The organism is Comamonas sp. JC664 (assembly GCF_042647185.1).
The window spans coordinates 1-23,229 of record NZ_JBHRUZ010000022.1 but is presented as its reverse complement, the minus strand read 5'-3'; the positions used below and the strand labels follow the sequence as shown (position 1 = coordinate 23,229).

At 63.3% G+C, this 23,229-nt stretch carries 22 protein-coding genes and 7 pseudogenes; 15 read left to right on the top strand and 14 right to left on the bottom strand.

The features are described 5' to 3' along the window. Positions 1 to 718: pseudogene (locus ACFODQ_RS03520) on the top strand (peptidase); the annotation flags it as partial. A gap of 42 nt (positions 719 to 760) precedes the next feature. Here ACFODQ_RS03520 and ACFODQ_RS03515 read toward each other — a convergent pair. Together ACFODQ_RS03515 and ACFODQ_RS03510 are read right to left on the bottom strand one after the other, a co-directional pair. After that, a complete protein-coding gene (locus ACFODQ_RS03515) occupies positions 761 to 1,069 on the bottom strand; it encodes an IclR family transcriptional regulator C-terminal domain-containing protein (protein ID WP_377015095.1) in 309 nt (102 codons plus the stop codon). Between the two features lie 67 nt (positions 1,070 to 1,136). Continuing rightward, positions 1,137 to 1,448, bottom strand: coding sequence for a helix-turn-helix domain-containing protein (locus ACFODQ_RS03510; RefSeq protein ID WP_377015099.1), 312 nt, complete (start codon positions 1,446 to 1,448; stop codon positions 1,137 to 1,139). A 345-nt stretch (positions 1,449 to 1,793) separates the two neighbouring features. Here ACFODQ_RS03510 and ACFODQ_RS03505 point away from each other — a divergent pair, with 345 nt between their 5' ends. The 5 genes from ACFODQ_RS03505 to ACFODQ_RS03485 are packed head-to-tail and all read left to right on the top strand — an operon-like array spanning position 1,794 to position 3,502. Next, a complete protein-coding gene (locus tag ACFODQ_RS03505; protein ID WP_377015093.1) occupies positions 1,794 to 2,081 on the top strand; it encodes a LysR family transcriptional regulator in 288 nt (95 codons plus the stop codon). Next, positions 2,011 to 3,003: a LysR substrate-binding domain-containing protein gene (locus ACFODQ_RS03500; RefSeq protein WP_377015091.1), complete on the top strand. Its 993-nt coding sequence runs from the start codon at positions 2,011 to 2,013 to the stop codon at positions 3,001 to 3,003. Before ACFODQ_RS03505 ends, ACFODQ_RS03500 begins: the two co-directional genes overlap by 71 nt. Next, positions 2,952 to 3,149, top strand: coding sequence for a hypothetical protein (locus ACFODQ_RS03495; protein ID WP_377015089.1), 198 nt, complete (start codon positions 2,952 to 2,954; stop codon positions 3,147 to 3,149). The genes ACFODQ_RS03500 and ACFODQ_RS03495 overlap by 52 nt, the downstream gene beginning before the upstream one ends. Beyond that, the gene (locus ACFODQ_RS03490) at positions 3,070 to 3,339 is read left to right on the top strand and encodes a DNA/RNA non-specific endonuclease (RefSeq protein ID WP_377015097.1); all 270 of its coding nucleotides are present in this window, start codon (positions 3,070 to 3,072) and stop codon (positions 3,337 to 3,339) included. The genes ACFODQ_RS03495 and ACFODQ_RS03490 overlap by 80 nt, the downstream gene beginning before the upstream one ends. 13 nt (positions 3,340 to 3,352) lie before the next feature. Further along, positions 3,353 to 3,502, top strand: coding sequence for a hypothetical protein (locus ACFODQ_RS03485; protein WP_377015087.1), 150 nt, complete (start codon positions 3,353 to 3,355; stop codon positions 3,500 to 3,502). Positions 3,503 to 3,577: 75 nt separating this feature from the next. On the opposite strand, the pseudogene ACFODQ_RS03480 reads toward ACFODQ_RS03485, so the two are convergent. The 3 genes and pseudogenes from ACFODQ_RS03480 to ACFODQ_RS03470 all read right to left on the bottom strand — a co-directional run bounded on the left by ACFODQ_RS03480 (position 3,578) and on the right by ACFODQ_RS03470 (position 7,522). After that, positions 3,578 to 4,721 (bottom strand): annotated as a pseudogene (locus ACFODQ_RS03480) (CaiB/BaiF CoA transferase family protein). A 73-nt stretch (positions 4,722 to 4,794) separates the two neighbouring features. Next, the gene (locus ACFODQ_RS03475) at positions 4,795 to 5,739 is read right to left on the bottom strand and encodes a Bug family tripartite tricarboxylate transporter substrate binding protein (RefSeq protein ID WP_377015085.1); all 945 of its coding nucleotides are present in this window, start codon (positions 5,737 to 5,739) and stop codon (positions 4,795 to 4,797) included. An 82-nt stretch (positions 5,740 to 5,821) separates the two neighbouring features. Then, positions 5,822 to 7,522, bottom strand: a pseudogene (locus ACFODQ_RS03470) (acyl-CoA dehydrogenase family protein). A 181-nt stretch (positions 7,523 to 7,703) separates the two neighbouring features. Here ACFODQ_RS03470 and ACFODQ_RS03465 point away from each other — a divergent pair. Continuing rightward, positions 7,704 to 8,612, top strand: a pseudogene (locus tag ACFODQ_RS03465) (LysR substrate-binding domain-containing protein). On the opposite strand, the gene ACFODQ_RS03460 reads toward ACFODQ_RS03465, so the two are convergent. After that, positions 8,613 to 9,107 carry a DNA polymerase beta superfamily protein gene (locus tag ACFODQ_RS03460; protein ID WP_377015083.1) on the bottom strand — a complete coding sequence of 165 codons (495 nt, stop codon included), beginning with the start codon at positions 9,105 to 9,107 and terminating at the stop codon, positions 8,613 to 8,615. It abuts the pseudogene before it with no gap. Further along, a complete protein-coding gene (locus ACFODQ_RS03455; RefSeq protein WP_377015081.1) occupies positions 9,091 to 9,429 on the bottom strand; it encodes a DNA polymerase beta superfamily protein in 339 nt (112 codons plus the stop codon). Before ACFODQ_RS03455 ends, ACFODQ_RS03460 begins: the two co-directional genes overlap by 17 nt. Before the next feature lie 126 nt (positions 9,430 to 9,555). Between ACFODQ_RS03455 and bfr the strand changes: the two genes are divergently transcribed. After that, complete coding sequence (gene bfr / locus ACFODQ_RS03450) at positions 9,556 to 10,101, top strand: bacterioferritin (RefSeq protein WP_377015079.1); 546 nt, start codon at positions 9,556 to 9,558, stop codon at positions 10,099 to 10,101. 353 nt (positions 10,102 to 10,454) lie between these two features. On the opposite strand, the pseudogene ACFODQ_RS03445 reads toward bfr, so the two are convergent. Continuing rightward, positions 10,455 to 11,101: pseudogene (locus ACFODQ_RS03445) on the bottom strand (7-cyano-7-deazaguanine/7-aminomethyl-7-deazaguanine transporter); the annotation flags it as partial. Positions 11,102 to 11,370: 269 nt separating this feature from the next. On the opposite strand from ACFODQ_RS03445, the gene ACFODQ_RS03440 reads away from it, so the two are divergent. After that, positions 11,371 to 11,511 carry a hypothetical protein gene (locus tag ACFODQ_RS03440; RefSeq protein WP_377015077.1) on the top strand — a complete coding sequence of 47 codons (141 nt, stop codon included), beginning with the start codon at positions 11,371 to 11,373 and terminating at the stop codon, positions 11,509 to 11,511. Beyond that, a complete protein-coding gene (locus tag ACFODQ_RS03435; RefSeq protein WP_377015076.1) occupies positions 11,496 to 11,663 on the top strand; it encodes a hypothetical protein in 168 nt (55 codons plus the stop codon). Before ACFODQ_RS03440 ends, ACFODQ_RS03435 begins: the two co-directional genes overlap by 16 nt. Positions 11,664 to 11,947: 284 nt before the next feature. Here the strand turns inward: ACFODQ_RS03435 and ACFODQ_RS03430 are convergent, their stop codons facing one another. The 6 genes and pseudogenes from ACFODQ_RS03430 to ACFODQ_RS03405 all read right to left on the bottom strand — a co-directional run bounded on the left by ACFODQ_RS03430 (position 11,948) and on the right by ACFODQ_RS03405 (position 18,713). Next, entirely contained in the window at positions 11,948 to 12,397 is a 450-nt protein-coding gene (locus ACFODQ_RS03430) for a hypothetical protein (RefSeq protein ID WP_116924956.1), read from the bottom strand. Positions 12,398 to 12,636: 239 nt separating this feature from the next. Further along, positions 12,637 to 15,205, bottom strand: a pseudogene (acnB, locus tag ACFODQ_RS03425) (bifunctional aconitate hydratase 2/2-methylisocitrate dehydratase); the annotation flags it as partial. Positions 15,206 to 15,275: 70 nt separating this feature from the next. Beyond that, the gene (locus ACFODQ_RS03420; protein WP_116924954.1) at positions 15,276 to 15,869 is read right to left on the bottom strand and encodes a hypothetical protein; all 594 of its coding nucleotides are present in this window, start codon (positions 15,867 to 15,869) and stop codon (positions 15,276 to 15,278) included. Positions 15,870 to 15,922: 53 nt separating this feature from the next. Then, positions 15,923 to 16,909: a CoA ester lyase gene (locus tag ACFODQ_RS03415; RefSeq protein WP_116924953.1), complete on the bottom strand. Its 987-nt coding sequence runs from the start codon at positions 16,907 to 16,909 to the stop codon at positions 15,923 to 15,925. Between the two features lie 12 nt (positions 16,910 to 16,921). Next, positions 16,922 to 17,710 (bottom strand): trans-aconitate 2-methyltransferase, encoded by a 789-nt coding sequence (tam, locus tag ACFODQ_RS03410; protein WP_116924952.1) that lies wholly within the window; start codon positions 17,708 to 17,710, stop codon positions 16,922 to 16,924. A gap of 16 nt (positions 17,711 to 17,726) precedes the next feature. Beyond that, positions 17,727 to 18,713, bottom strand: coding sequence for a malate dehydrogenase (locus ACFODQ_RS03405; RefSeq protein ID WP_116924951.1), 987 nt, complete (start codon positions 18,711 to 18,713; stop codon positions 17,727 to 17,729). Positions 18,714 to 19,046: 333 nt separating this feature from the next. On the opposite strand from ACFODQ_RS03405, the gene ACFODQ_RS03400 reads away from it, so the two are divergent. The 5 genes and pseudogenes from ACFODQ_RS03400 to ACFODQ_RS03380 all read left to right on the top strand — a co-directional run. Next, positions 19,047 to 19,784, top strand: a complete 738-nt coding sequence (locus ACFODQ_RS03400; protein WP_377015072.1) for a GntR family transcriptional regulator — start codon at positions 19,047 to 19,049, stop codon at positions 19,782 to 19,784. A gap of 135 nt (positions 19,785 to 19,919) precedes the next feature. Then, on the top strand, positions 19,920 to 20,354 hold the full coding sequence (gene sdhC / locus ACFODQ_RS03395; RefSeq protein WP_182345270.1) for a succinate dehydrogenase, cytochrome b556 subunit: 435 nt from the start codon (positions 19,920 to 19,922) through the stop codon (positions 20,352 to 20,354). A gap of 43 nt (positions 20,355 to 20,397) precedes the next feature. Then, a pseudogene (sdhD, locus tag ACFODQ_RS03390) lies at positions 20,398 to 20,762 on the top strand (succinate dehydrogenase, hydrophobic membrane anchor protein). A 22-nt stretch (positions 20,763 to 20,784) separates the two neighbouring features. After that, positions 20,785 to 22,590 (top strand): succinate dehydrogenase flavoprotein subunit, encoded by a 1,806-nt coding sequence (gene sdhA, locus ACFODQ_RS03385; RefSeq protein WP_182345269.1) that lies wholly within the window; start codon positions 20,785 to 20,787, stop codon positions 22,588 to 22,590. A gap of 31 nt (positions 22,591 to 22,621) precedes the next feature. Beyond that, positions 22,622 to 23,229: succinate dehydrogenase iron-sulfur subunit (locus tag ACFODQ_RS03380; protein WP_377015069.1), on the top strand; the 608-nt coding region annotated here is incomplete at its 3' end.

Here is a 23,229-nt window from a genome sequence, read left to right as displayed (position 1 = left end):
ATGAGAAGCGCGGCGAGCGCTTCATGGTGCTGCTGTCTGCCGGCAATCTGTCGATCTCGCAATCGGTGCGCGAGATATTGCAGACCCAGCAGCTCGAAGACGAGAACGGCGGCCCGCCCATCACCATCTGGAACGCCAAGAGCATGTTCGATGCCACCCGCGTGCTGGGCGCTGCCGTGCGCCATATCCAGGAGCGCGATGGCAAGGCGCTCGAGCGCGCTGGCGTCGACTTCAACTGCAGCCTGGTGTTTGGCGGCCAGATCGCTGGCGAGAGCCCGCGCCTCTTTCAGGTCTAACTCGGCCGGCAACTTCATCGAGGCCACGGCCGAGACCCCCTACTTCCAGATTGGCGAGGCCAAGTATGGCAAGCCCGTTCTCGACCGCGTGCTGACGCCCAAGACCCCCCTCAATGAAGCGGCCAAATGCGCGCTCGTCTCCATGGACAGCACGCGCTCAAATCCAACCTGTCGGTGGGCCTGCCGCTGGACCTGGTAGTCTACGAAACCGACCAGCTCGCCTGCGACAACATCGCCTGCATCGACGAGTTCAACCAGTACTTCCGCATGGTGCGCAACACCTGGGGTGACAAGCTGCGCCAGGCCTTTGACAGCATCGACGACCCGCACTGGGACAGCGGTGATATGGCCGCATCGATCCAGCCGGCAACAGCGCCATCCGGCCGGTCAAAAAAATCACCAATTCAAATGTGATGCTCTAAAGCGGTAGTTGGTACGGAGTGCGCCAGCCTGCGCACAAACTATCAGCCATGCACCAGATTGGGGTTTTGCGCCAGCTGCTGGGCAATCGCACGGCAGGTGCGCAGCAGCGGCTGGATATAGGCGGCCTGCACATCTTCGCGCTGGCGGAACAGCAAGGTGCTGACGCTGATGGCGGCCACGGGGCTGCCGTCCGGCCCCAGCACCGCAGCGCCAAAGCAGTAAATGCCCTCTTCATTTTCTTGCGCATCGGTGGACCAGCCGCGTTGGCGCACTGCGTCCACCTGCTGCTGCAGCGCCTGCGCATCGCCCACCGTCTGCGCCGTCAGCGGCGCATAGCTCAGCTCTGCCATCAGCGCACTGGCATCGCCGGGAGGCAGCGCGGCCAGGTAGCCTTGCCCACGGCGGTGGAGTACAGGTTCACGCTGGTGCCAATGCGCGATGACATCTGCACGGCGCTGTCGCTCTCGAGCTTTTCGATATAGACCATGCTGTGGCCCGAGGGCACGGCGAAATGGATGGTCTCCTGCGTGGCATCGCGCAGATCACGCAACGCCTGGGTCGCTGCCATGCGCAGGCCCGAGCGGCTCCAGCTGCGGCTGGCCAGTTGTACCAGGCGCGGGCCCAGGTCCAGCAGCGCGTGCTCCCCACTTCCACCAACATGCGCTCGGCCTGCAGCGCCGCCACAATGCGGTGCACCGTCGGGCGCGGAAAACCTGTTGCCTTGGCCATCTCGGCAATGCCCAGCGGCTCGCTGCCATCTGCCACCAGCTGCAGGCACGCGCATGAACTTGGAAAACGCTGCCGTGCCGGCAACACTGCTTTCAGAAGACGAGTAGCCATGCGCCGTAGCATACCCCAGCGCAAGAGGGTTCAGGGTCGCCAGCTGCATGCACTGCGCGCTCTCCTGCCATTCGACGCATACAGAGGCCAAAGCATTCTTCTTTTCCATAGGAATGCGGTTCCATCCCTTCAACGGTGATGCCTTCCGAATGATCACTATGGAAAATCCATAGCCAGAATCGCGGCAGACCGCTACCATGGCGCATCCCCCCACGACACCGCTTCCCGCCCGCCATGCGCTTTGACCTGCAAGACCTGCGCCTTTTTGTCCATACGCTGGAGTCCGGCACCATCACCCAGGGGGCAGAGCGCTGCCATATCACCCTGGCATCGGCCAGCGAGCGCATTCGCGGCATGGAAGCGGTGCTGGGCGCGCCCTTGCTCCACCGCAGCAAGCGCGGGGTCACAGCGACCGAGGCGGGGGCCGTGCTGCTTGCCCCATGCCCGCCGCATGCTGCTGCAGATGGAGCAGCTCGCCGGCGACATGCAGGCCTTTGGCCAGGGCCTGGGCACGCGCATTGAGCTGCTGGCCAACACCTCAGCGATCAGCGAGCACCTGATTGCGCCGCTGGGCGCGTTTATGCAAGCCAACCCGCAGCTGCGCCTGGAGCTGCGCGAATGCACCAGCGATGCGATTGCGCGCGCGCTGATGGCCGGTGAGGCGGATATGGGCGTGCTCTCCAACGCCGTACCTGCGGGCAGCCTGCACACCCAGGTCTGGCGCGATGACCCGCTGGTGCTGCTGGGCACGACGCGCCTCTTGGCCGCCCTGCCCCAGGATGTGCAACTGCACCACCTCAAGGACATTGCGCTCCTGGGCCTGCTGCCCCAGCATGCGCTGCACCAGCTGATGGCCGCGCAGGCACTGCAGGCGGGCGTGGCGCTGCGCTACCGCGCGCTGGCCCCGCACCTCGAAGCCCTGTGCGACTGGGTCGCGATGGGCCTGGGCGCTGCGCTGGTGCCGCGCACCGCTGCCGAATGCGCCACCCTGCGCTGGGCCCCAGGCCCGGCTGCGCCTGCGGCCGCTGAGCGCCGACTGGGCCGCACGCCAGCTGGTGCTGGCCTGCCGCGACCCCGCCCAGCTGCCGCCCCAGGCGCTGCAGCTATGGACCTTTCTGCAGGAAGCGGCCCACTAGGCATTGCAGCGAGCGCCATCCACGGCCCGCATAGCCGACGGCCTGCCCGGCCTTTGTCCCCGGCGGGCCCATCTTGTGCAACACTTGCGCGCTTATGTTTTCCCGCCTCTCTGTTTACCTGGCGCCAGCGCTGCTGTGCGCTGCCGCCCCTGCCCTGGCTGCAGGCTTTGATGACTGCCCGCAGTTCTTCTCGGGCAAGCCGCCCAGCACCAGTGCCTACGGCCAATTGCGTCCTTTGTGTTTTGAAGAGTTTGCCGTGCTGCATTCGGGCCAGACCAAGACGCCGATCTTTGTGGCCCAGCGCCTGAACGCCCGCATGCTGGACCAGGCCAAGGACTTGAAGCGCAGCGACAAGTTTCTACGAAGAAGCCCGTCTGCCCGCGCGCGAACGCGCCCAGCTGTCGGACTACCGGCGCTCGGGCCTCAGCCGTGGCCATATGGCTGCGGCCGGTGACATGAGCACCAAGTACGGCAAGGCCCAAAGCTATTCGCTGGCGAATATGGTGCCACAGGACCCGACCCAGAACGGCAAGCCCTGGTCGCAGATCGAGCAGGACACGCGCCGCTACATCCGCCGCGCCAAGGGCGATGTCTTTGTCATCACCGGCCCGGTTTTTGGCAGGCAGCACCGCAACCATCGGTGACGGCCAGGTCTGGGTGCCCGATGCCGTGTTCAAGATGGTCTACGACCCAGCGACCGGCCATCGCTGGGTGCATCTGCAGGACAACCAGCCATCGACCAAGGCGGGCAAGCCCCTCAGCTACGCGGAGTTTGTGCAGCGCACGGGCATTCGCCTGCTGGACTGAGCACAGTCCCTGGCTCAGAAAAAAGGCCCATGCTGCAATGCGCAGACATGGGCCTTCGCGGGTGAATGGTGCGGCTCAGTGGTCGTTGGCCGCATCCAAAAACGCCGTGCCTTCGCTCAGCGGCGCAAAGCGGTAGGACGCGGCGTGCGGCTGAGTTTGAACCGGGCGCCCAGGCCGGTGTAGTCGCCCATCTTTCACAACCATCTCGCGGTGCGCGGTGTGCGGCGCTTGCAAGGCCTGCTCCACATTCAGCACCGGCGCGGCGGGCACGCCAATGGCCATCAGGTCTTGGGCCAGTTGCACGCCGTCGTGCGCGGCAAAGGCTTTTTTCAAGCAGCGGCTTGAGCACATCACGGTTTATTGAGCGTTGGCCGGCGGTGGCAAAGCGCGTGTCATCGGCCAGGGCCTCCTGCCCCAGGTGCTGGCACATCAGGCGGAAACTGGCGGTCATTGCCCACGGCCAGGAAAAATAGGCGCCTTGCCGGTGTTCACCACATCGTAGGGGTAGATATAGGGTGGGCATTGCCGGAGCGGCCGGGGATCTTGCCGTTCATGAACCAAATGCGGCATGCGGGTGCAAGAGCGAGATGCCCGCGTCGTACAGCGAGGCATCGACCAGCTGGCCCAGGCCGCTGCGGCCGCGCTCATGCAGCGCCAGCAGCACGCCAATGACGGCATTGAGGCCGGTGACCATGTCGACCACCGGCAGGCCCACACGCAGCGGGTCGCGGTCGGCCTCGCCGTTGATGCTCATCAGCCCGGCCATGGCCTGGATGGCCGCGTCATAACCGGGCAGGCTGCCCAGCGGGCCATCGGCGCCAAAGCCGGTGACGCGGCACCAGACCAGGTGCGGAAACTGCTGCTGCATCTGCTCGTAGCCAATGCCCCATTTCTCCATCGTGCCGGTCTTGAAGTTCTCGACCACCACATCGGCCTGCGCCATCAAAGCGCGCACCTGGGCCTGGCCTTCGGCACTCGCCAAGTCCATGAACTGCACGCGCTTGTTGCGGTTCAGACCCAGGTAGTACGAGGCCACGCCTTCGCGGAACGGCGGGCCCCAGCTGCGCGTATCGTCGCCTTGCGGCGGCTCGACCTTGAGCACATCGGCGCCATGGTCGCCCAGGATCTGGCCGCACAGCGGCCCGCCCAGAATGCGCGAGAGATCGAGCACCTTGATGCCCTGCAAAGCGCCTGCTTGGGCCGCCTGTGTTGTTGTCATGGTCCGTTTTTCCGTTTTCCGTTGGATCAGTCCAGCGTCACACCCGACTGCTGCACCACTGCCTGCCATTTGTCTACTTCAGTACCGATAAAGCGCCCCAGATAGGCGGCGACCGGTCCGGTGATGCCTCCAGGCCCTGCGCGGCAAAGGCCTTTTTCACACTGTCCGAATCCAGCGCCTTGGAGAAGGCCTGGTTGAGCACCTGCACACGCTCGGCGGCGTGCCCTTGGGGCGACGACACCGAAGAAAACACCCACGTCATACCCGGCCATGCCCTGCTCGGCCACGGTGGGAATGTCGGGCAAGGCGCTGGAGCGGCGCGCGTGGCTACGCCCAGCGGTTTGACCTTGCCTGCCTTGATATAGGGCATGGCCGTGAGGATATCGGTAAAGCTCATGTCGACCTGTCCCGCCAGCAAATCATTGAGCGCCGGGCCCGTGCCCTTGTAGGGAATGTGCTGCAGCTTGGTGCCCGCCAGGTTGTTGAACATGACCCCGGCCAGGTGCGACGAAGCGCCATTGCCGATGACGCGAAATTGAGCTTGCCGGGCTGGGCCTTGTCCAGCGCGATCAGGCCCTGCACGTTGTCGGCTGGCAGGCTGGCCTTCACCACCAGGATATTGGGCAGGTAGCCCCACATAGATGATGGGCGCGTAGCTGGTGCGCGGGTCGTAGCTGATCGACTTGTACAAGCTCTTGTTGATCGCCAGCGGCCCCGAGGTGCCGAACATGATGGTGTAGCCATCGGGCTTGGCGCGCGCCACATACTCGGCGCCGATATTGCCGCCTGCGCCCGCGCGGTTCTCCACCACTACGCTCTGGCCCAGCTCGCGCGTCAGCTCGGTCGCCAGAATGCGGGCCATCGCATCGGTGGGGCCGCCCGGTGGGAAGGGTACGGTGAACATGATCGGACGGTCGGGGAATTTGTCAGCGGCTTGCGCCGAGGCGATGCCCACGCCACCCAGCCCGGCCAGGCATGCGAGGGCGAGCGCCGCCGTGTTCAAGGAAAATTTTTGCATGTTTGTCTCCATGTATTGAGGGATGCAGGTCTGCTGCCTGCGTATTGATGGGGGTGTCTCTGCCGGTCTGCGTATCTGTTATTCAGTCCAGCCAATCAGCGGGAATGGCGTCGCTCGCCAACGGGTCGCGCGGCAACACGCGGTGCAGCAGCACCAGTTGCGACAGACGCAGGCGCTCGGGCCGAGTCGATCTGGCCGGCTTCCCAGGCCATCGCAATGGCGGTGGTGCAGTTGTACAGACCGGTGGCAGCCTGGCGGGCCAGCACCGCGCCGCCGTCTTGCGCGGCACGCTCGGCCAGCGCGCTGGCGCGGCCAGAGCGGCATCCAGCGTCTGGCGGTAGCCTGCGCTGATGCTGCAATGCGCCAGCAGGCCGTGCAGATAGGCCTGCAGCACCGGCACGAGCCTTCCCGCTGGATGGCGCGCACGACATCAAGCGCGACAATATTGCTGGTGCCTTCCCAGATGGAGCCCAGGTGGGCATCGCGCACCAGGCGCGGGTCCGTCCATTCCTCGATGTAGCCGCAGCCGCCGCGCACTTCCATCGCGTCACCTGTGACCTTGCGCGCATCGCGGCAGGCGCGGAACTTGATCATCGCGTCAGGATGCGCAGCAGCGCATAGGCCTCCTTGTCGCCCGCGTCCGAGCGCATCAGGGTCTGCGCGGTCTGGAACACCATGGAGCGCGCCTGCTCGGCGGGCACGCGCAGCTTGTCGAGCTGGCGCTGCATCAGCGGCATGTCCTGCAGGCGCTTGCCAAAGCCACGCGCTCGCTGGCGACAAACTCGGCTCGGCGACCGCGCGGCGCATCATGCCGGCCGAGCGCACACCATTGGACAGGCGCGAGTTGTTGACCATGTCGGCCATCTGCACAAAGCCCCGGCCCTGCTCGCCGATCAGGTAGGCCGTGGCGCCTTCCATGCGGATCTCGCCGCTGGCCATCGACTTGGTGCCCAGCTTGTCCTTGAGGCGAATGATGCGGTAGTGGTTCTGGCTGCCGTCATCGAGCTTGCGCGGCAGCAAAAAGAGCGAGATGCCCTTAATGCCAGCGGGCGCGCCTTCGACACGGGCCAGCACCATCGCAAACTCGGCATCAGGGTTGGAGCAGAACCATTTGTCACCCGTCACGCGCCAGCTGCCATCGGCCTGCGGTTGGGCCAGGGTCTGGGTGTTGGAGATGTCGGAGCCGGCGGCCTGCTCGGTCATGAACATGGCGCCCTGGGCCTGGCTGTCCCAGTCCAGCGACAGCAGCTGCGGCAGGTACTTGGCGACCAGCTCCGGCGCGCCGAACTTCTTCAAGGTGCGCGTGAGCGAATCGGTCATCGACAAGGGCAGCACAGGCCAAACTCGGACTGCACAAACAGATAGGTCAGCGCATATTTGACGATGGGCGGCATCTTGCCCTGCCAGCCCAGCATGTCGTCGCGGTGCGAAATCGCCTGCAAGCCGAACTCGCCATAGGCAATGCGTTCGAGCTCTTCATAGGCCGGGTGCTTGATGATGCGCTGGCGGTCTTCACCGGCGCGGCTGCGGTGCTCCAGGGTGGGCGGGTTCTTGTCGGCAATGCTGGCGAGCTCATCGATGCGGCCGCCTGCGAGCTCACCCAGCGCTGCAGATAGGGCTGCAGATGGGCCAGCAGGTCGGCGGGAAGGTAGAGCTGCAAAAGCTGCTGCAAAGCCGGGTCGGTGCTGTAGAAATTGCTGCCGTGGCGATCGGGCACGGGGTGCTCATGGGCCTGTGCCACTTGCGCCATGGCGCTGCGCTGGGATGGGTCCGGTGCGGACATGCGGGTCTCCTGATGGCGGGCTGGGCGGCGATGCTCTGCCGGCCCGCATGGTTAGGCGTGTTTTGTGCGCGGGTTCGCGCTCGGGTCGCGAGGTTTTGCGCCATTTCAGCAGCCAGTGCTATTCGCGTCAAATATTATTAAAATCTTTATCGATACGTATTAAATATAGATAGGAGCCTCCATGGAGCTGCGGCTGCTGAACTACTTTGCAACGCTGGCCGAAGAGCTGCACTTCAGCCGTGCAGCCCAGCGCCTGTCCATCTCGCAGCCGCCGCTGTCGGTTGCCATCCGCCAGCTGGAAGAAGAAATTGGCGCCGCGCTGTTTGAGCGCAGCAGCAAGGGCGTGCGCCTGAACCGCTGCCGGCGCCCACCTGCTGCCACGCGCGCGCCAACTGTTGGCGCTGGCCGGGCAGGCGGCGCAGGAGACGCGCGATGTCGGCCAGGGCGTGCGCGGCCATCTGCGCCTGGGCTTTGTCGGCTCGGCGCTCTACCGGGGCGTGCCCCAGGCTTTGGCCCATTTTCAGAACGCGCATCCGCAGGTGCGCATCGACATGCGCGAGCTCAACAGCGCCGAGCAGCTGCTGGGCCTGCAGCAGGCCGAGCTGGACATGGGCCTGGTGCATTCGGTGATGCTGCCCGAAGGCCTGCGCAGCCAGCTGCTGATGCAAGAGCCCTTTGTGGCCTGCCTGCGCGCCCGCATGCGCTGGCGGGCCATGCCGCGCTCGATCTGGCGCAGCTCAAGCACGAGCGCCTGGTGCTGTTCTCCAGCGCTGTCTCGCCGCTCTACCACCAGCGCATCTACCAGATGTGCATGGCCCATGGCTTTGCGCCCGAGGTGCGGCATGAGGTGCGGCACTGGCTGTCAGGTGCTGTCGCTCGTGTCGCTGGCCAGGGCGCGGCCATTGTGCCCGCCGCGCTGCAGCGCGTGGGCATGCCCGATGTGGTGTTCATCCCGCTCTTGGGCGAGCAGCCGCAGTCCGAGCTGCTGGCGGTCTGGCGCAGCCAGCCAGACAACCCGCTGGTGCACAAGCTGCTGCTCAGCCTGCAATCCGCCGTGCAGGCCGTGCAAGCCCCTGACCCAGGCGCCTGATCAACCCGTGTGGCCGCTCAGCACGGTGCGCAGCAGCAAATCATCGAGCGGCGCAAAGTCCACGCTCGGTGTCTGCGGCGCGGGGGCGGCTTCCAGCTGCGCCAAGGTCGTCTCGATAAAGGCATTGAGCACCGGCATCGCGGCACCATGCTCGGACTCCTTGGCCGCGCGCTTGACCACCAGCAGCGCCGCAATCGCGTCAAGCACGGCCGGGTCAGCGACCGTGCCATCGACCAGATCCTGAAAGCGCATCGGTGCCACGCCCCGGCCCTCGGCCAGCCACAGGCAGGCCAGCAGCGGGCGCAGCACATAGAGGTATTTCTTGAGCCGCACCGTCTCGCCCTGCAGGTACTCGCGGTAGTTTTTTGCGCGCCATGTGCAGGTAGTGGTAGTGCGTGCGCTCGGGTAGTGCACGCGCTCGATGGCGGCGCGCATGTCGGCCACAAACAGCGGATCGGCCTGGTAGACCACGGGAGAATCAAACCATTCGATCAAGGTGGCATTGCCCTTTTTGAGCAGGCCCAGCGCCTGCGCAGCTCCCAGCCATTGACATCGAAGACATCGAGATAGGCAGCTCGATCACATCGCGCTGCTCGCTCACGCTCAGGTACCAGGGCAGGCGCGGTGCATAGATAAAGCGCACATCGTAGTCACTGTCGGGCGATGCAAAGCCCCAGCCCCGGCTGCCGGACTCGCAGGCAAACAGAATGCGCACCTGGTGCTCGATCTCGATCTGCGCCAGCTTGGCTTCGATGTCGGCGCGCACTGCCGGGTCGATGGGGTGCACTTGCTCTTGCCAGGCTTCGGATGGGTTCACGCTCGCTCCCTTCAAAAACCGTTGATCTTGCCAGAACCGGTGCGACCCAGCCCTGACCCGAGCCGCACTGGCTGCATAGGCAATGCGAATGCATCTGCTTACAGCCCGCATCCAGAGCGGTGCTACATGGGCATTTGCTGCTTCGCAACCAAGCGCACGCAGACACGCGATACTGCAGGCTTCGCAAACTCACCCGAGAACAAGAACAAGCAAGGCCATCCCGACGTCGTCGACTACCTCAAGGACCTGCTGCGTGGCGAATTGGCCGCACGCGACCAGTACTTTGCCCACTCGCGCATTTACGAAGACCAGGGCTTTACCAAGCTGTTCACCCGCCTGGACCATGAGATGCAGGAAGAGACCCAGCATGCCGACGCACTGCTGCGCCGCATCCTGATGCTGGGCGGCCGCCCCGATATGCGCCCCAAGGAATTCACGCCCGGCGCGACCGTGCCCGAGATGCTGCAAAAGGACCTGGACACCGAATACGAAGTGCGTGCCGGCCTGCGCCAGGGCATGGAACTGTGCGAGAAGCACAGCGACTATGTTAGCCGCGACATTCTGCTGGCCCAGCTGCGCGACACCGAAGAAGACCATGCCTACTGGCTGGAAAAGCAACTCGGCCTGATCCATATGATGGGCCTGCCCAACTACCTGCAAAGCCAGACCTGATTGGTACGGCGCCGTGCGCCACCAAAGCGCACCGCCCCATGCATAAGGCCGCCAGATTTGATTCTGGCGGCCTTTGTTATTGCGGCATGTAGCTTAGAACCTGTTCAAAGTCTCCTCGCGCCGCGACAGTGTCTTTGCGAGATGGGATGCGAGGGGGGCGCCCAGCCGCGCAATACCGCAGCAATAGCCCGGCTATTGCGGGATTTGCAACGACGCAGACCGCTCCCTAGCCGGGCGCCCCTTCCCGGGCAGCGCAAAGCCACTGTCCCTGCGGGTTGGAGTGAAATCGGGCGATTTCTGCGCGCTGGCACCTGCCAAAGGCTCTCAGGATGCCGCAGCAGGCGCCGCCGCATGCGCATCGAGCGCACCAGCGCGGCCAGCACCACGCCATAGGCGGGCACAAACAGCAGCAGGCTCACCGCCAGCTTGATCACATAGTCCACCAGTGCGATCTCCACCCAGTTGGCGGCCATGAAGGGGTCGGCACTGCGCCAGAAGGCGATGGAGAAAAAGGCAGCAGTATCGAGCGCCTGGCCAAACACCGAGGCGGCAGCGGGTGCCATCCACCAGGCGTGGCTCTTTTGGCGAATGCGGTCAAACACCTGGATGTCGAGCAACTGCCCCAGCACATAGGCGGCAAAGCTGGCCAGCGCAATGCGGAAGACAAAACTGTTGAAGTCTGCAGCGCCTCCCAGCCATTGAAGCGCCCTTCATGAAAGATGACGCCAACGATATAGGACACCAGCAGCGCTGGCAGCATGGCGCGGGTGATGACGCGGCGCGCCTCAGCCTTGCCAATGAGACGCACGGTCAGGTCGGTGGCCAGAAAGATAAAGGGAAAGCTGAAAGCCCCCCAGGTGCTGTGAAAACCCAACAGCGAGATGGGCAGCTGCACCAGGTAGTTGCTGGCAATGACGATGGCGATATGGAAGGCCACCAGCAAGGAGAGATAGAAGGGCACGCGCGAGACAGGGGTCTGCACGGCATGAGCGGAGTTCATGACATTCCTTTTTGGTCAATGGGGGCGAGGGAACCCATGGCTACGAAAAGTGGCCCAGGAACAATGCGGCGTTCCCAGGCACAAGGGGCCCGTATTGTATACGCGCTGCGCAAACCCGGGTGGCCACTGGGCCCAAGGCCGCCCCACCCGCTTTGCCAGCGCAGCGCAGCCGACACACACATTCAGTGACTATCGCGATAAAAAAACTGTACAAATAAACAGTTAGCAGGGATACTAGACACTGTTTATTTAAACAGTCACCCTAATCTATGGAAGTCTCTACCCCGATCGCCATCAGCCTGCAGGATTGCCACGGCATTGATCCCGCCCTCAAGCACCGCGCAGAAGCGCGCTTTGCCAGAGAGATCGGCAAGTTTTTCCCGATCAACAAGACATGCGCGAAGCCCTGAGTGCATTTACCGATGCCGCCGAAGGCGGTGAGATCTCCGCCCAGCAAGAGGTGCTGGCACGCGCCTGGCTCAAGGCCTTTGACAAGGCGCGGCAGGCGGGCTTTCAGGGGATTGGCGTGGAAGAGGCGTACTTCGACGTGCGCCTGGGCTAGGGACCCTCTGCAAAACTCCCTGCCGTGGTCTGAACGCGGTCTCGGGCGATCCGCTGCGTTGCCTTCCTCGGCAATAGCTACGGCTATTGCCTTCAAAAGACGCCTTGCGTCTCATCCCGATCCACGCCCATCCCGCTTGGCGAGGGTTCTGCAGAGGATCCTTTGGCGACACGGCCCTGGCGGCCTGGGCAGCCTGGCTTTACAGGCTGCTGCAAGGCTTCAGATTGGTTAGCCCCACAAAGGCTGGACGTTTGGAGTTTGAGCGCCCTGCCCGCTCCGCTCTATCAGCGCGCGCAGCTGAGCGATTCGCGCCAGCTGGGCTCCGTCACCATGCGCTTTTGCGACTGCAAGGTATCGCGGCAGAGGTTTTCCAGGGTGCTGCGGTTGCCCGGGTCATTCCAGTCCCAGGGGCTGGTGCCGGCAAAGGCCAGCGCTTGCTGCGCGCGCGGGCTTTGGCTGCGCACATCCTGCTCGATGCCCTGGTGCGCGGCCAGAAAATCGGCGCTGCTCTGGGCAATGTCTTCGGGCAGCAAGAAGCCCGCGCTTTCGCAGCGCTGCACCTGGTACCAGTTGTCCAGCGCATACATCACCGCGCCGTCGCAAGGCGTCGCCTGCGCAGTTGTCACCTCGGCAGAGGCTGCGCTGTCCGTGGCGCCACTCTGCACCTGCGCCAGGCTGGCACTGGCCATCACACCAGGCACCAGCAGCGCCACCACATATTTCCACATCGTCATCGGACTCATTTCTCCAGTCGGGCATTTCAAAACTTGGGCGCGCAAACCTGGCGCAGCCAGGCCCGCGGGCGCACAGGCGCCAGCCTGCGGCCAGCGAACATTGTGCATACCTCAGTTTTTTCTGCACGACGCAGCATGCATACCCCACGCAAATGGCGTAAAAAAACCCGCCGAAGCGGGTTGCAAGGGCAGAGGCTGCAAACCCCTGCACGCAGGCCAAAAGGCTTAGATCTTCTCGGCAACCTCGCGTATTCCGAGATTTCGTTGAAGTTCATGTAGCGGTATACGGAGGCCTTGTCGGCATCGATCACGCCCATTTCCTGGAGGTACTCTTCCTTGGTGGGCAGCTTGCCGATGCGCGATGCGATCGCGGCCAGCTCGGCCGAGCCCAGGAACACATTGGTGTTCTTGCCCAGGCGGTTGGGGAAGTTGCGGGTCGAGGTCGAGATGACCGTCGCGCCTTCGCGCACCTGGGCCTGGTTGCCCATGCACAGCGAGCAGCCGGGCATTTCGGTGCGGGCACCGGCGGTACCAAAGGCAGCGTAATGGCCTTCCTTGATCAGCTCGCTCTGGTCCATCTTGGTGGGCGGTGCCACCCACAGCTTGACGGGGATGTCACGCTGGCCGCCCAGCAGCTTGGCTGCAGCGCGGAAGTGGCCGATGTTGGTCATGCACGAGCCGATGAAGGCTTCATCGATCTTGGTGCCGGCCACTTCGGACAGGAACTTGGCGTCGTCTGGATCGTTGGGGCAGCAGACGATAGGCTCCTTGATGTCGGCCAGTCGATCTCGATGATGTGCGCGTATTCGGCGTCCTTGTCGGCTTCGAGCAGCTCGGGCTTGGCCAGCCAGGCTTCGACCTTCTCGATACGGCGCTGCAGCGTCTTGGAATCGGCATAACCGTCGGCGATCATGTTCTTCATCAGAACCACGTTCGAGGTCAGGTATTCCTTGATCGGCTCGGGGTTGAGCTTGATCGTGCAGCCAGCGGCAGAGCGCTCGGCGGACGCGTCGGACAGCTCGAACGCTTGCTCGACCTTCAGGTCCGGCAGGCCTTCGATCTCCAGGATACGGCCGGAGAACTCGTTGATCTTGCCGGCCTTGGCGACGGTCAGCAGACCGGCCTTGATCGCGTACAGCGGAATCGCGTGCACCAGATCGCGCAGGGTCACGCCCGGCTGCATTTCGCCCTTGAAGCGCACCAGCACCGATTCAGGCATGTCCAGCGCATCACGCCAGTGGCAGCACCGAAGGCCACCAGGCCCGAGCCTGCGGGGAAGGAAATGCCGATCGGGAAACGGGTGTGCGAGTCACCGCCGGTGCCCACGGTATCAGGCAGCAGCAGGCGGTTGAGCCAGCTGTGGATCACGCCGTCACCAGGACGCAGGGCCACGCCACCACGATTGCTGATGAAGTTGGGCAGTTCGCGGTGGGTCTTGACGTCCACGGGCTTGGGGTAGGCGGCCGTGTGGCAGAAGGACTGCATCACCATGTCGGCGGAGAAGCCCAGGCAAGCGAGGTCCTTGAGCTCATCGCGGGTCATCGGGCCCGTGGTGTCTTGCGAGCCCACGGTGGTCATGCGCGGTTCGCAGTAGGTGCCTGGGCGCACGCCCTGGCCTTCTGGCAGACCGACAGCGCGGCCGACCATCTTCTGCGCCAAGGTGAAGCCGGCCTTGGATTCGGCAGGCGCCTGGGGCAGGCGGAACACGGTCGATGCGGGCAGGCCCAGCGCTTCGCGGGCCTTGGCGGTCAGCGAGCGGCCAATGATCAGGTTGATACGGCCGCCGGCGCGCACTTCGTCAAACAGCACATCGCTCTTGAGCTGGAACTCGGCAACGGTCTCACCGTTCTTGAGGATCTTGCCGTCGTAGGGCAGCACGTCGATCACATCGCCCATCTCCAGCTTGGAGACGTCCACTTCAATCGGCAGCGAGCCCGAGTCTTCCTGGGTGTTGAAGAAGATCGGAGCGATCTTGCCGCCCAGGGTCACACCACCAAAGCGCTTGTTGGGCACAAAGGGAATGTCCTGGCCGGTGGCCCAGACGATGGAGTTGGTTGCCGACTTGCGCGAAGAACCGGTGCCGACCACGTCGCCGACGTAGGCCACCAGGTGGCCCTTTTTCTTCAGGTCGTCGATGAACTGCATCGGGCCGCGCTTGCCGTCTTCTTCAGGCTTGAAGGCCGCGTCAGGACGCGTGTTCTTCAGCATCGCGAGGTAGTGCAGAGGAATGTCGGGGCGGCTCCAGGCGTCTGGCGCAGGCGACAGGTCGTCGGTGTTGGTCTCGCCGGGCACCTTGAACACGGTGACGGTGATCTTCTTGTCGACTTCGGGGCGCGAGGTGAACCACTCGGCGTCGGCCCAGCTTTGCATCACTTCCTTGGCCTTGGCATTGCCGGCCTTGGCCTTGTCCGCGACGTCATTGAAGAAGTCGAACATCAACAGCGTCTTCTTGAGCGCATCGGCAGCCACGGCGGCCACTTCTGCGTCATCAAGCAGCTCAATGAGCGGATGTACGTTGTAACCACCCACCATGGTGCCCAGCAGCTCGGTGGCCTTGGCCTTGGAGATCAGCGCCACTTTCAGGTCGCCATGTGCCACGGCTGCCAGGAAGGAAGCCTTGACCTTGGCGGCATCGTCCACGCCTGGCGGCACGCGGTGGGTCAGCAGATCGAGCAGAAATGCTTCTTCACCGGCAGGCGGGTTCTTGATCAGCTCGATCAAGTCAGCGACCTGCTTGGCATCCAGCGGCAGTGGGGGGATGCCCAGAGCGGCACGCTCAGTCACATGGTCGCGGTAGGCTTTCAACATACGTTCTCCGGTTCTCTATTTCAATGGTGGGGCGCTCGCAAGGCCTCGGGCAGTCGCGCCGCTGTTCTTATCAGCGGCCGTTGCCTTCAAACAGTGCGGCAGGTGGGTTTTTCTTGATGGCTTCGGCAACCTGGTTTTGCTCAGGGCTCATGCATTCGTCGGCCAGGCGCTGACCGAGCTTGCGGTTGATCAGCATCGACTTGTTGGCCACTTGCAGCCACATGGCGCCAGCGTGCTGGTCTTCCAGGCGGATGGTGCCCGTCGAGGTGGCCACCGGGGCCATGTGGTACTTGAAGCCCTTGCCTTCAACGAAGAAGTAGCCGGGGTTGACCGAGTCCTTGGCGATATTGATCGAGGCACCCAGCTCGCAGCTGATGCGGCCTTGGTAGACCTGCTCGGCAATGGCCAGCTCGGCGGGGGTCAGGGTCTGCTGGGCAGGAATGGACGCGGCCGCAGCGGCTGCGCCGGCACCAGCGGCAACCGCTGCGCCCTTTTTTGCGGTGGACGCACGCTTGGCAGGGGCCTTTTTGGCCGGTGCCTTCTTGGCGGCGGTGGTTTTGGCAGCCACTGGCTTGGCCGCCTTTTTCTCTTGCGCCTGCACGCTGCCCATGGACAAGGTCAGCGCAGGCACCAGGACCAACAAAGAAATCACGCGATTTTTCATAACAACTCCCGCGATACAACGCAAGAAACAGGAAAAGGGCTGGACCCGGATGGTTACAGCCACTCCCGCACTGTACCCGGCAACGGACAACCCGTCTGCGCGGCACGCTCCAAAATTTGCCAAAAGTAACGATAACTTGCACGGTCATGCAAGACGCCGTCGACGCTGATCGGTGCCCATTGCGCGTCCGCCGCCGCCCGCACAATACGGGCCGCTTCATCGACCTGGCTCTGCGTGGGCGCGAAGGCCTGCAGGATGGGGCGGATCTGCGCGGGGTGGATGCTCCACATGCGGGTGTAGCCCAGCTCGCCGTAGGCACGGCGGGCCGCCTGCTCCATCGCATCGGGGTTCTTGAACTCGGTCACCACGCAGTGCGAGGGCACCTTGCCGTAGGCGTGGCAGGCGGCTGCGATCTCCAGCTTGGCGCGCAGCACCAGCGGATGCGTGAACTGGCCTTGCACGCCCATCGCGCTCGAGGGGATGGCGCCGCCATGGGCAGAGACAAAATCCATCAGGCCAAAGCTGATGCTTTGCACGCGGGGGTGGGCCGCAATCTCGAAAGCGCGGTGCACCGCCTGGGGCGACTCGATCAGCGCATGCAGCGGCACCGGGGTGCTGGTGGCCGCTTGCAGCAAGCGGTCGACCTGGTCGATGTCATCGACCGACTCGACCTTGGGCACCATGATGTGGCAGAGCTGCTCGCCCGCCTCACCGGCGATGGTGGCGATATCTTCGGCCAGCGCGGCGTGGTCGGCCGCATGCACGCGGGCAGCAACCCGGGCGCCGGGCGCGGCGTTCTTGGCCAGCGACGCAACCAGCCGGGCATGGGCCTTTTCCTGGCCGACGGCCGCGCCGTCTTCGCAGTCCAAGGTCACATCGAACACGCAGCGGCCAAACTCTTGCATCATCTGTGCCTGCAAGGCCAGGCTTTTGCGCATGCGGTCTTCCACACCGCTGTAGTGGTCGCAGACCGGCAGTGCCAGGGCCCCAGACTGGGCGCCCAGCAGTACCTGTGCGGGATGGATGGCGGAGACACTCATGGCTACTAATCGTCAGATGGGGCGCTTGGCCACCAAAAACAAGCGGGGAAAGGCCAGCAGGCGCTGGCCATCGCTGCGCAGGCCGTAGGCGGCATCGATGCGGCGGGTGTACTCGGCCACAAAGCTGGTTTGCAACTCGGCACGCAGAGGCTGGAGAAAGGGTCTCAGACCCGTGCCACGAACCCATTGGACAATCGCCTCCGCACTGTCCATTGGGTGCTGGTACGCCGTACGCCAGGCATCCACCTGCGCACCACGGGCCAACACATCGTAGTAATCATTCAAAGACAGCAAATCCGTGCGCAAGGCATGCGGATCGCCGATTTCTGCAGCCCAGGGCTGCAGCGCTGCCACCTCACGCATCAGGCGGTGGGTGGGCTCATCGCGGTTGTCGGGCATCTGCACGGCCAGCACACCACCGGGGGCCAACATGCCCATCAAGCGGGGCAGCAGCTGCGCGTGGCCCGGCACCCATTGCAGGGCCGCATTGGCAAAAATCAGGTCGGGCAAACGCCCGTTGTGCAGTGGAGCCTGCCAGTGGGCGATGTCGCCCTGCTCAAAATGCACCTGCGCAAGACGCTGGCGCGCAGCGGCCAGCATGTCTTGCGACTGGTCGATACCCAGCACCCGTGCCTGCACGAAGCGCTGGGCCAGCAGCTCGGTGGAATTGCCCGGCCCGCAACCCAGATCCACCACATAGGCGGTATCGCTGGGCAGGGCCACGCGCGCCAGCAGTTCGGCGGCCGGGCGCGTGCGCTCGTCCTCGAACCGGCTGTAGAGCTGGGCATTCCATGCAAGCATGCGGATCGGCCTTGGATTACAGCAGGTGCTTGACGCCGTCTTGCTCGCCTTGCAGCTCAGCCAGGGTCTTGTCGATGCATTCTTGCGAGAACGCGTCGATTTCCAGACCTTCGACGATCTTGTATTCGCCGTTTTCGGTGGTCACGGGGAAGCCGAAGATGATGCCCGCTGGGATGCCGTATTCGCCGTTCGAAGGCACGCCCATGGTGACCCATTCGCCCGCCGAGCCCAGGGCCCAGTCACGCATGTGGTCGATGGCGGCATTCGCTGCCGATGCAGCCGACGACAGGCCACGAGCGGCAATGATGGCGGCGCCACGCTTGCCCACGGTAGGCAGGAACACGTCCTTATTCCAGGTCTGGTCGTTGATCGCGTCCTTGACCGACTTGCCGTCCACGGTCGCGAAACGGTAGTCAGCGTACATGGTGGGCGAGTGGTTGCCCCAGACGGTCAGCTTGCGGATGTCGCCGACCTTGAAGCCAGCCTTGGCAGCCAGTTGCGAGGCAGCGCGGTTGTGGTCCAGACGCAGCATGGCGGTGAAGTTCTTCGCTGGCAGGTCGGGAGCCGACTTCATCGCGATGTAGGCATTGGTGTTGGCAGGGTTGCCGACCACCAGCACTTTGACGTTGCGCGAAGCGACAGCGTTCAGGGCCTTGCCCTGGGCGGTGAAGATCTGGGCATTGGCAGCCAGCAGGTCAGCACGCTCCATGCCTGGGCCGCGAGGACGGGCACCCACGAGCAGCGCGTAATCGGTGTCCTTGAAGGCTTGCAGCGGATCGCTGTGGGCTTCGATACCGGCCAGCAGCGGGAAAGCGCAGTCTTCCAGCTCCATGATCACGCCCTTGAGCGCGTTCTGTGCCTTCTCGTCAGGAATTTCCAGCAGTTGCAGGATGACAGGCTGGTCCTTGCCCAGCATTTCGCCCGAAGCGATGCGGAACAACAGGGCATAACCGATTTGACCAGCGGCACCGGTGACGGCGACACGTACGGGCTTCTTGCTCATGGGAAAACTCCAGAAAATAGAAATGAGGTGTCCAAGCAGGCCAGCATCGGAGAGGGTGTCAAACGACTGGAATCAGCGATCGGGATCCCCCGATGGCAGGTCTGTAAACAGCGCGTAAGTGTACTCTTGAACAGATCACTCAGTCAATTTGTCTTATGTCTTATATAAGATATGATTGACCCCGGATGCGCTATACAATGCGCGCTGTAAATTTGAACCGTTGGATGTCACATCCACTGTGACACCTGAGAGATTGAATCTCTCCCAAGACAAGCGCATGACATCTTCCACCCCCAATGCAAACGACACCGAATCACGTCCGCTGGCGACAGCGTGGGTGGTGCGACCCCGGCATTCAGCCCCCTCTACCAACAAATCAAGGGCCTGATCCTGCAAAGCCTGGAGGCCGGCGCCTGGAAACCGGGCGAGATGATCCCCAGCGAGATGGAGCTGGCCGCCCGCTACCGCGTCAGCCAAGGCACCGTGCGCAAGGCCATCGACGAGCTGGCTGCCGACAACCTGCTGCTGCGCCGCCAGGGCAAGGGCACCTTTGTGGCCACCCATGCCGAGCGCAATGTGCAGTACCGCTTCTTGCGTCTGCTTCCGGACAGCGGCGACCTCAACGAAGAAGGCCCGGCACAGCGCAACATCATCTCCTGCCGCAGCATCAAGGGCGCCAGCGAGATCTGCAAGCTGCTGCAGGTACCCACGGGCGAGTCGCTGATCCATGTGCGCCGCGTGCTGGTGTTTGCCGGCATTCCCACGATTGTCGAAGACATCTGGCTGCCCAGCAGCAGCTTCAAGGGCCTGACGGCCGAGCAGATGCGCGACTACCCCGGCGCCACCTATGCGATGTTCGAGGTGGAGTACGGCGTGCGCATGGTGCGCGCCCAGGAAAAGCTGCGTGCCGTGCTGCCCGATGCGGCACAGGCCCAATTGCTCGATATCGACGGCCAGACCCCCCTGCTGAGCGTCGAGCGTGTCGCTTACACCTATAACGATGTTCCCATGGAATTACGACGAGGTCTTTATCGGACGGACACCCACCATTACAGCAATACCCTGAGCTAATGCACCGGTCAAGTCTGAGTAGTCACCACGGGGTTAAAGAGAAACCCTTAGACCTGCGCGCTGCATTGCAATAAAATTTTGCAGGTTTGAGCCTAGCGATTACATAGCAGTTACATCCACGAAAGATTTCACACCATGACAGATACCACGAAGAAGCGGCCTGAGTTTCGCAATATCAACCCCATTTCGGACCTCACCACCTACCGCTTGCCGGTAGCAGCCAAGCTGTCGATCCTGCACCGCGCCAGCGGCCTGGTGATGTTCTTCCTGCTGCCCTTTGTGGTCTGGCTGCTCGACACCTCGATCTCCTCCGAATTCTCCTACGCCCGCTTCACCGCCGCCTTCAACACCGGCGCCGGTATTTTTGCGGGCTGGTTCATCAAGCTGGCCGTGCTGGCGCTCATCTGGGCCTACCTGCACCACTTCTGCGCTGGCCTGCGCCACATCTGGATGGATGTCTCGCACAAGTCGGTCAACAAGGAATTCGGCAAGAGCTCGGCCATAGTCTGCTTTGCCATCAGCCTGGCGCTGACCGCCATCCTGGGTGCCAAGCTGTTTGGCCTGTACTGATCGCCCGCGACTGCATTTACTGATAAATAAGAAAGGATTCCCCATGTCCGTCAATTACGGCTCCAAACGCGTCGTGACCGGTGCGCACTACGGTTTGCGCGACTGCTGGCCCAGCGCATCACCGGCTTGCTGATGGCCTTGTTCACCGTGGCCCTGCTGGCCCAGGTGCTGATGATCAAGGGCCCCATCGGCTACGAACAGTGGGCAGGCATCTTCTCCCACCAGTGGATGAAGTTCATCACGGTGGGCACCCTGGTGGCCTTGGCCTACCACGCCTGGGTGGGCATGCGTGAAATCCTCATGGACTACGTCCAGCCCGTCGGCCTGCGCCTGGTGCTGCAGATTTTTGTGTTGGTCTGGCTGGTGGGCTGCCTCGGCTGGGGCCTGCAGGTTCTGTGGCGTCTGTGATACCCGCGATTGAAAGAGAACAATGAGCTATACAAAAGAGAACATCACCAAGCGCAAGTTTGATGTCGTCATCATCGGCGCAGGCGGCTCCGGTCTGCGCGCTGCGCTGGAACTGTCCAAGGCTGGCCTGTCCGTGGCTGCCTTGTCCAAGGTTTTCCCCACCCGCTCGCACACCGTGGCAGCGCAAGGTGGCGTGTCCGCCTCGCTGGGCAACATGTCGCCCGACAACTGGGAATGGCACTTCTACGACACCATCAAGGGCTCGGACTGGCTCGGTGACCAGGATGCGATCGAGTTCATGTGCCGCGAAGCACCCAAGGTGGTGTACGAGCTGGAACACTTCGGCATGCCTTTCGACCGCAACCCCGATGGCACGATCTACCAGCGCCCCTTCGGCGGCCACACCGCCAACCATGGCGAAAAGCCCGTGCAACGCGCTTGCGCAGCGGCTGACCGTACCGGCCACGCGATGCTGCACACGCTCTACCAGCAAAACGTCAAGTCCAAGACCAACTTCTTCGTCGAGTGGATGGCGCTGGACCTGATCCGCGACGAATCCGGTGACGTGATCGGCGTGACCGCCATCGAGCTGGAAACCGGCGACCTGTACGAGCTGCACGCCAAGGCGGTTCTGCTGGCCACCGGCGGCGCAGGCCGTATCTTCCAGGCATCGACCAATGCCTTCATCAACACCGGCGACGGCCTGGGCATGGCTGCACGCGCAGGCATCCCGCTGCAGGACATGGAGTTCTGGCAGTTCCACCCCACCGGCGTGGCCGGCGCGGGCGTGCTGCTGACCGAAGGCTGCCGCGGTGAAGGCGCTATTCTGCGCAACAGCGATGGCGAGCGTTTCATGGAGCGCTATGCGCCAACCCTGAAGGATCTGGCGCCACGCGACTTCGTCTCGCGCTCAATGGACCAGGAAATCAAGGAAGGCCGTGGCTGCGGTCCGAACAAGGACTACATCCTGCTGGACATGACCCACCTGGGTGCAGATACCATCCGCAAGCGCCTGCCTTCGGTGGAAGAGATCGGCCACAACTTCGCCAACGTGGACATCACCAAGGAACCGATTCCTGTGGTGCCCACCATCCACTACCAGATGGGCGGTATTCCCACCAACATCAACGGCCAGGTCGTTGTCTGGGATGGTCAAGAAAACAAAGTGGTCAACGGTCTCTACGCTGTGGGCGAATGCTCCTGCGTGTCGGTGCACGGCGCCAACCGCCTGGGCACGAACTCGCTGCTGGACCTGCTGGTCTTTGGCAAGTCGGCCGGCAAGCACATCGTCAACTACGTCAATGGCTATGGCGAATTCAAGCCGATGCCTGAGAACGCATCGGACTTCTCGCTGTCGCGCCTCAACAAGCTCGACGAGTCGACCAGCGGCGAATACGCGCAGGACGTGGCCAACGACATCCGCGCCTGCATGCAGCTGCACGCCGGTGTGTTCCGCACGCAAAAGAGCATGGACGAAGGCGTCAAGAAGATTGCCGACATCCGCGCCCGCGTCGGTGGCGTCACCTTGAAGGACAAGTCCAAGGTCTGGAACACCGCTCGCATGGAAGCGCTGGAAGTGGCCAACCTGATCGAAGTGGCGCAAGCCACCATGGTCTCGGCCGCCGCCCGCAAGGAATGCCGTGGCGCCCACACCGTGGATGACTACGAGCACCCTGCCGATGACCCCAAGTACCCACTGGGCCGCAATGATATCGACTGGCTCAAGCACACCCTGTGGTACAGCGCTGCCAACAGCCTGGAGTACAAGCCAGTGCAACTCAAGCCGCTGACCGTGCCGTCGGTACCGCCCAAGGTCCGTACCTTCTAAATCCACGCAGCCCACGAAAGAACATCCCAAAATGAAGCGTACTTTCAAAATCTATCGCTACGATCCCGATAAAGATGCCAAGCCCTACATGCAGACGGTGGAGGTGGAGCTCGACGGTCATGAGCGCATGCTGCTGGACGCCCTGGTCAAGCTCAAGGAGCTCGACCCATCGATCTCGTTCCGCCGCTCCTGCCGCGAAGGCGTGTGCGGCTCGGACGCGATGAACATCAACGGCAAGAACGGTCTGGCGTGCCTGACGAACATGAACACCCTCAAGGGTGACATCGTCTTGAAGCCCCTGCCCGGTCTGCCCGTGATCCGCGACCTGATCGTGGACATGACCCAGTTCTTCAAGCAGTACCACTCGATCAAGCCCTACCTGATGGCCGACAGCTTTGTCGCCAACGAGAAGGAGCGCCTGCAGTCGCCCGAAGAGCGCGAAGAGCTCAACGGCCTGTACGAGTGCATTCTGTGCGCCAGTTGCTCGACCAGCTGCCCCTCGTTCTGGTGGAACCCCGACAAGTTCGTGGGCCCCGCCGGTTTGCTGCAGGCCTACCGCTTCATCGCCGACAGCCGCGATGACCACACCGGTGAGCGCCTGGACAACCTGGAAGACCCCTACCGTCTGTTCCGTTGCCA

Excerpts from the sequence above, each read along its gene's own strand:
- ACFODQ_RS03515 (WP_377015095.1), bottom strand. The coding sequence starts at position 1,069 with ATGGCAGAGCTGAGCTATGCGCCGCTGACGGCGCAGACGGTGGGCGAT.
- ACFODQ_RS03510 (WP_377015099.1), bottom strand. The coding sequence starts at position 1,448 with ATGGCCAAGGCAACAGGTTTTCCGCGCCCGACGGTGCACCGCATTGTG.
- ACFODQ_RS03505 (WP_377015093.1), top strand. The coding sequence starts at position 1,794 with ATGCGCTTTGACCTGCAAGACCTGCGCCTTTTTGTCCATACGCTGGAG.
- ACFODQ_RS03500 (WP_377015091.1), top strand. The coding sequence starts at position 2,011 with ATGCTGCTGCAGATGGAGCAGCTCGCCGGCGACATGCAGGCCTTTGGC.
- ACFODQ_RS03475 (WP_377015085.1), bottom strand. The coding sequence starts at position 5,739 with ATGCAAAAATTTTCCTTGAACACGGCGGCGCTCGCCCTCGCATGCCTG.
- bfr (WP_377015079.1), top strand. The coding sequence starts at position 9,556 with ATGGGCATTTGCTGCTTCGCAACCAAGCGCACGCAGACACGCGATACT.
- ACFODQ_RS03440 (WP_377015077.1), top strand. The coding sequence starts at position 11,371 with ATGGAAGTCTCTACCCCGATCGCCATCAGCCTGCAGGATTGCCACGGC.
- ACFODQ_RS03435 (WP_377015076.1), top strand. The coding sequence starts at position 11,496 with ATGCGCGAAGCCCTGAGTGCATTTACCGATGCCGCCGAAGGCGGTGAG.
- ACFODQ_RS03430 (WP_116924956.1), bottom strand. The coding sequence starts at position 12,397 with ATGACGATGTGGAAATATGTGGTGGCGCTGCTGGTGCCTGGTGTGATG.
- ACFODQ_RS03420 (WP_116924954.1), bottom strand. The coding sequence starts at position 15,869 with ATGAAAAATCGCGTGATTTCTTTGTTGGTCCTGGTGCCTGCGCTGACC.
- ACFODQ_RS03415 (WP_116924953.1), bottom strand. The coding sequence starts at position 16,909 with ATGAGTGTCTCCGCCATCCATCCCGCACAGGTACTGCTGGGCGCCCAG.
- tam (WP_116924952.1), bottom strand. The coding sequence starts at position 17,710 with ATGCTTGCATGGAATGCCCAGCTCTACAGCCGGTTCGAGGACGAGCGC.
- ACFODQ_RS03405 (WP_116924951.1), bottom strand. The coding sequence starts at position 18,713 with ATGAGCAAGAAGCCCGTACGTGTCGCCGTCACCGGTGCCGCTGGTCAA.
- sdhC (WP_182345270.1), top strand. The coding sequence starts at position 19,920 with ATGACAGATACCACGAAGAAGCGGCCTGAGTTTCGCAATATCAACCCC.
- sdhA (WP_182345269.1), top strand. The coding sequence starts at position 20,785 with ATGAGCTATACAAAAGAGAACATCACCAAGCGCAAGTTTGATGTCGTC.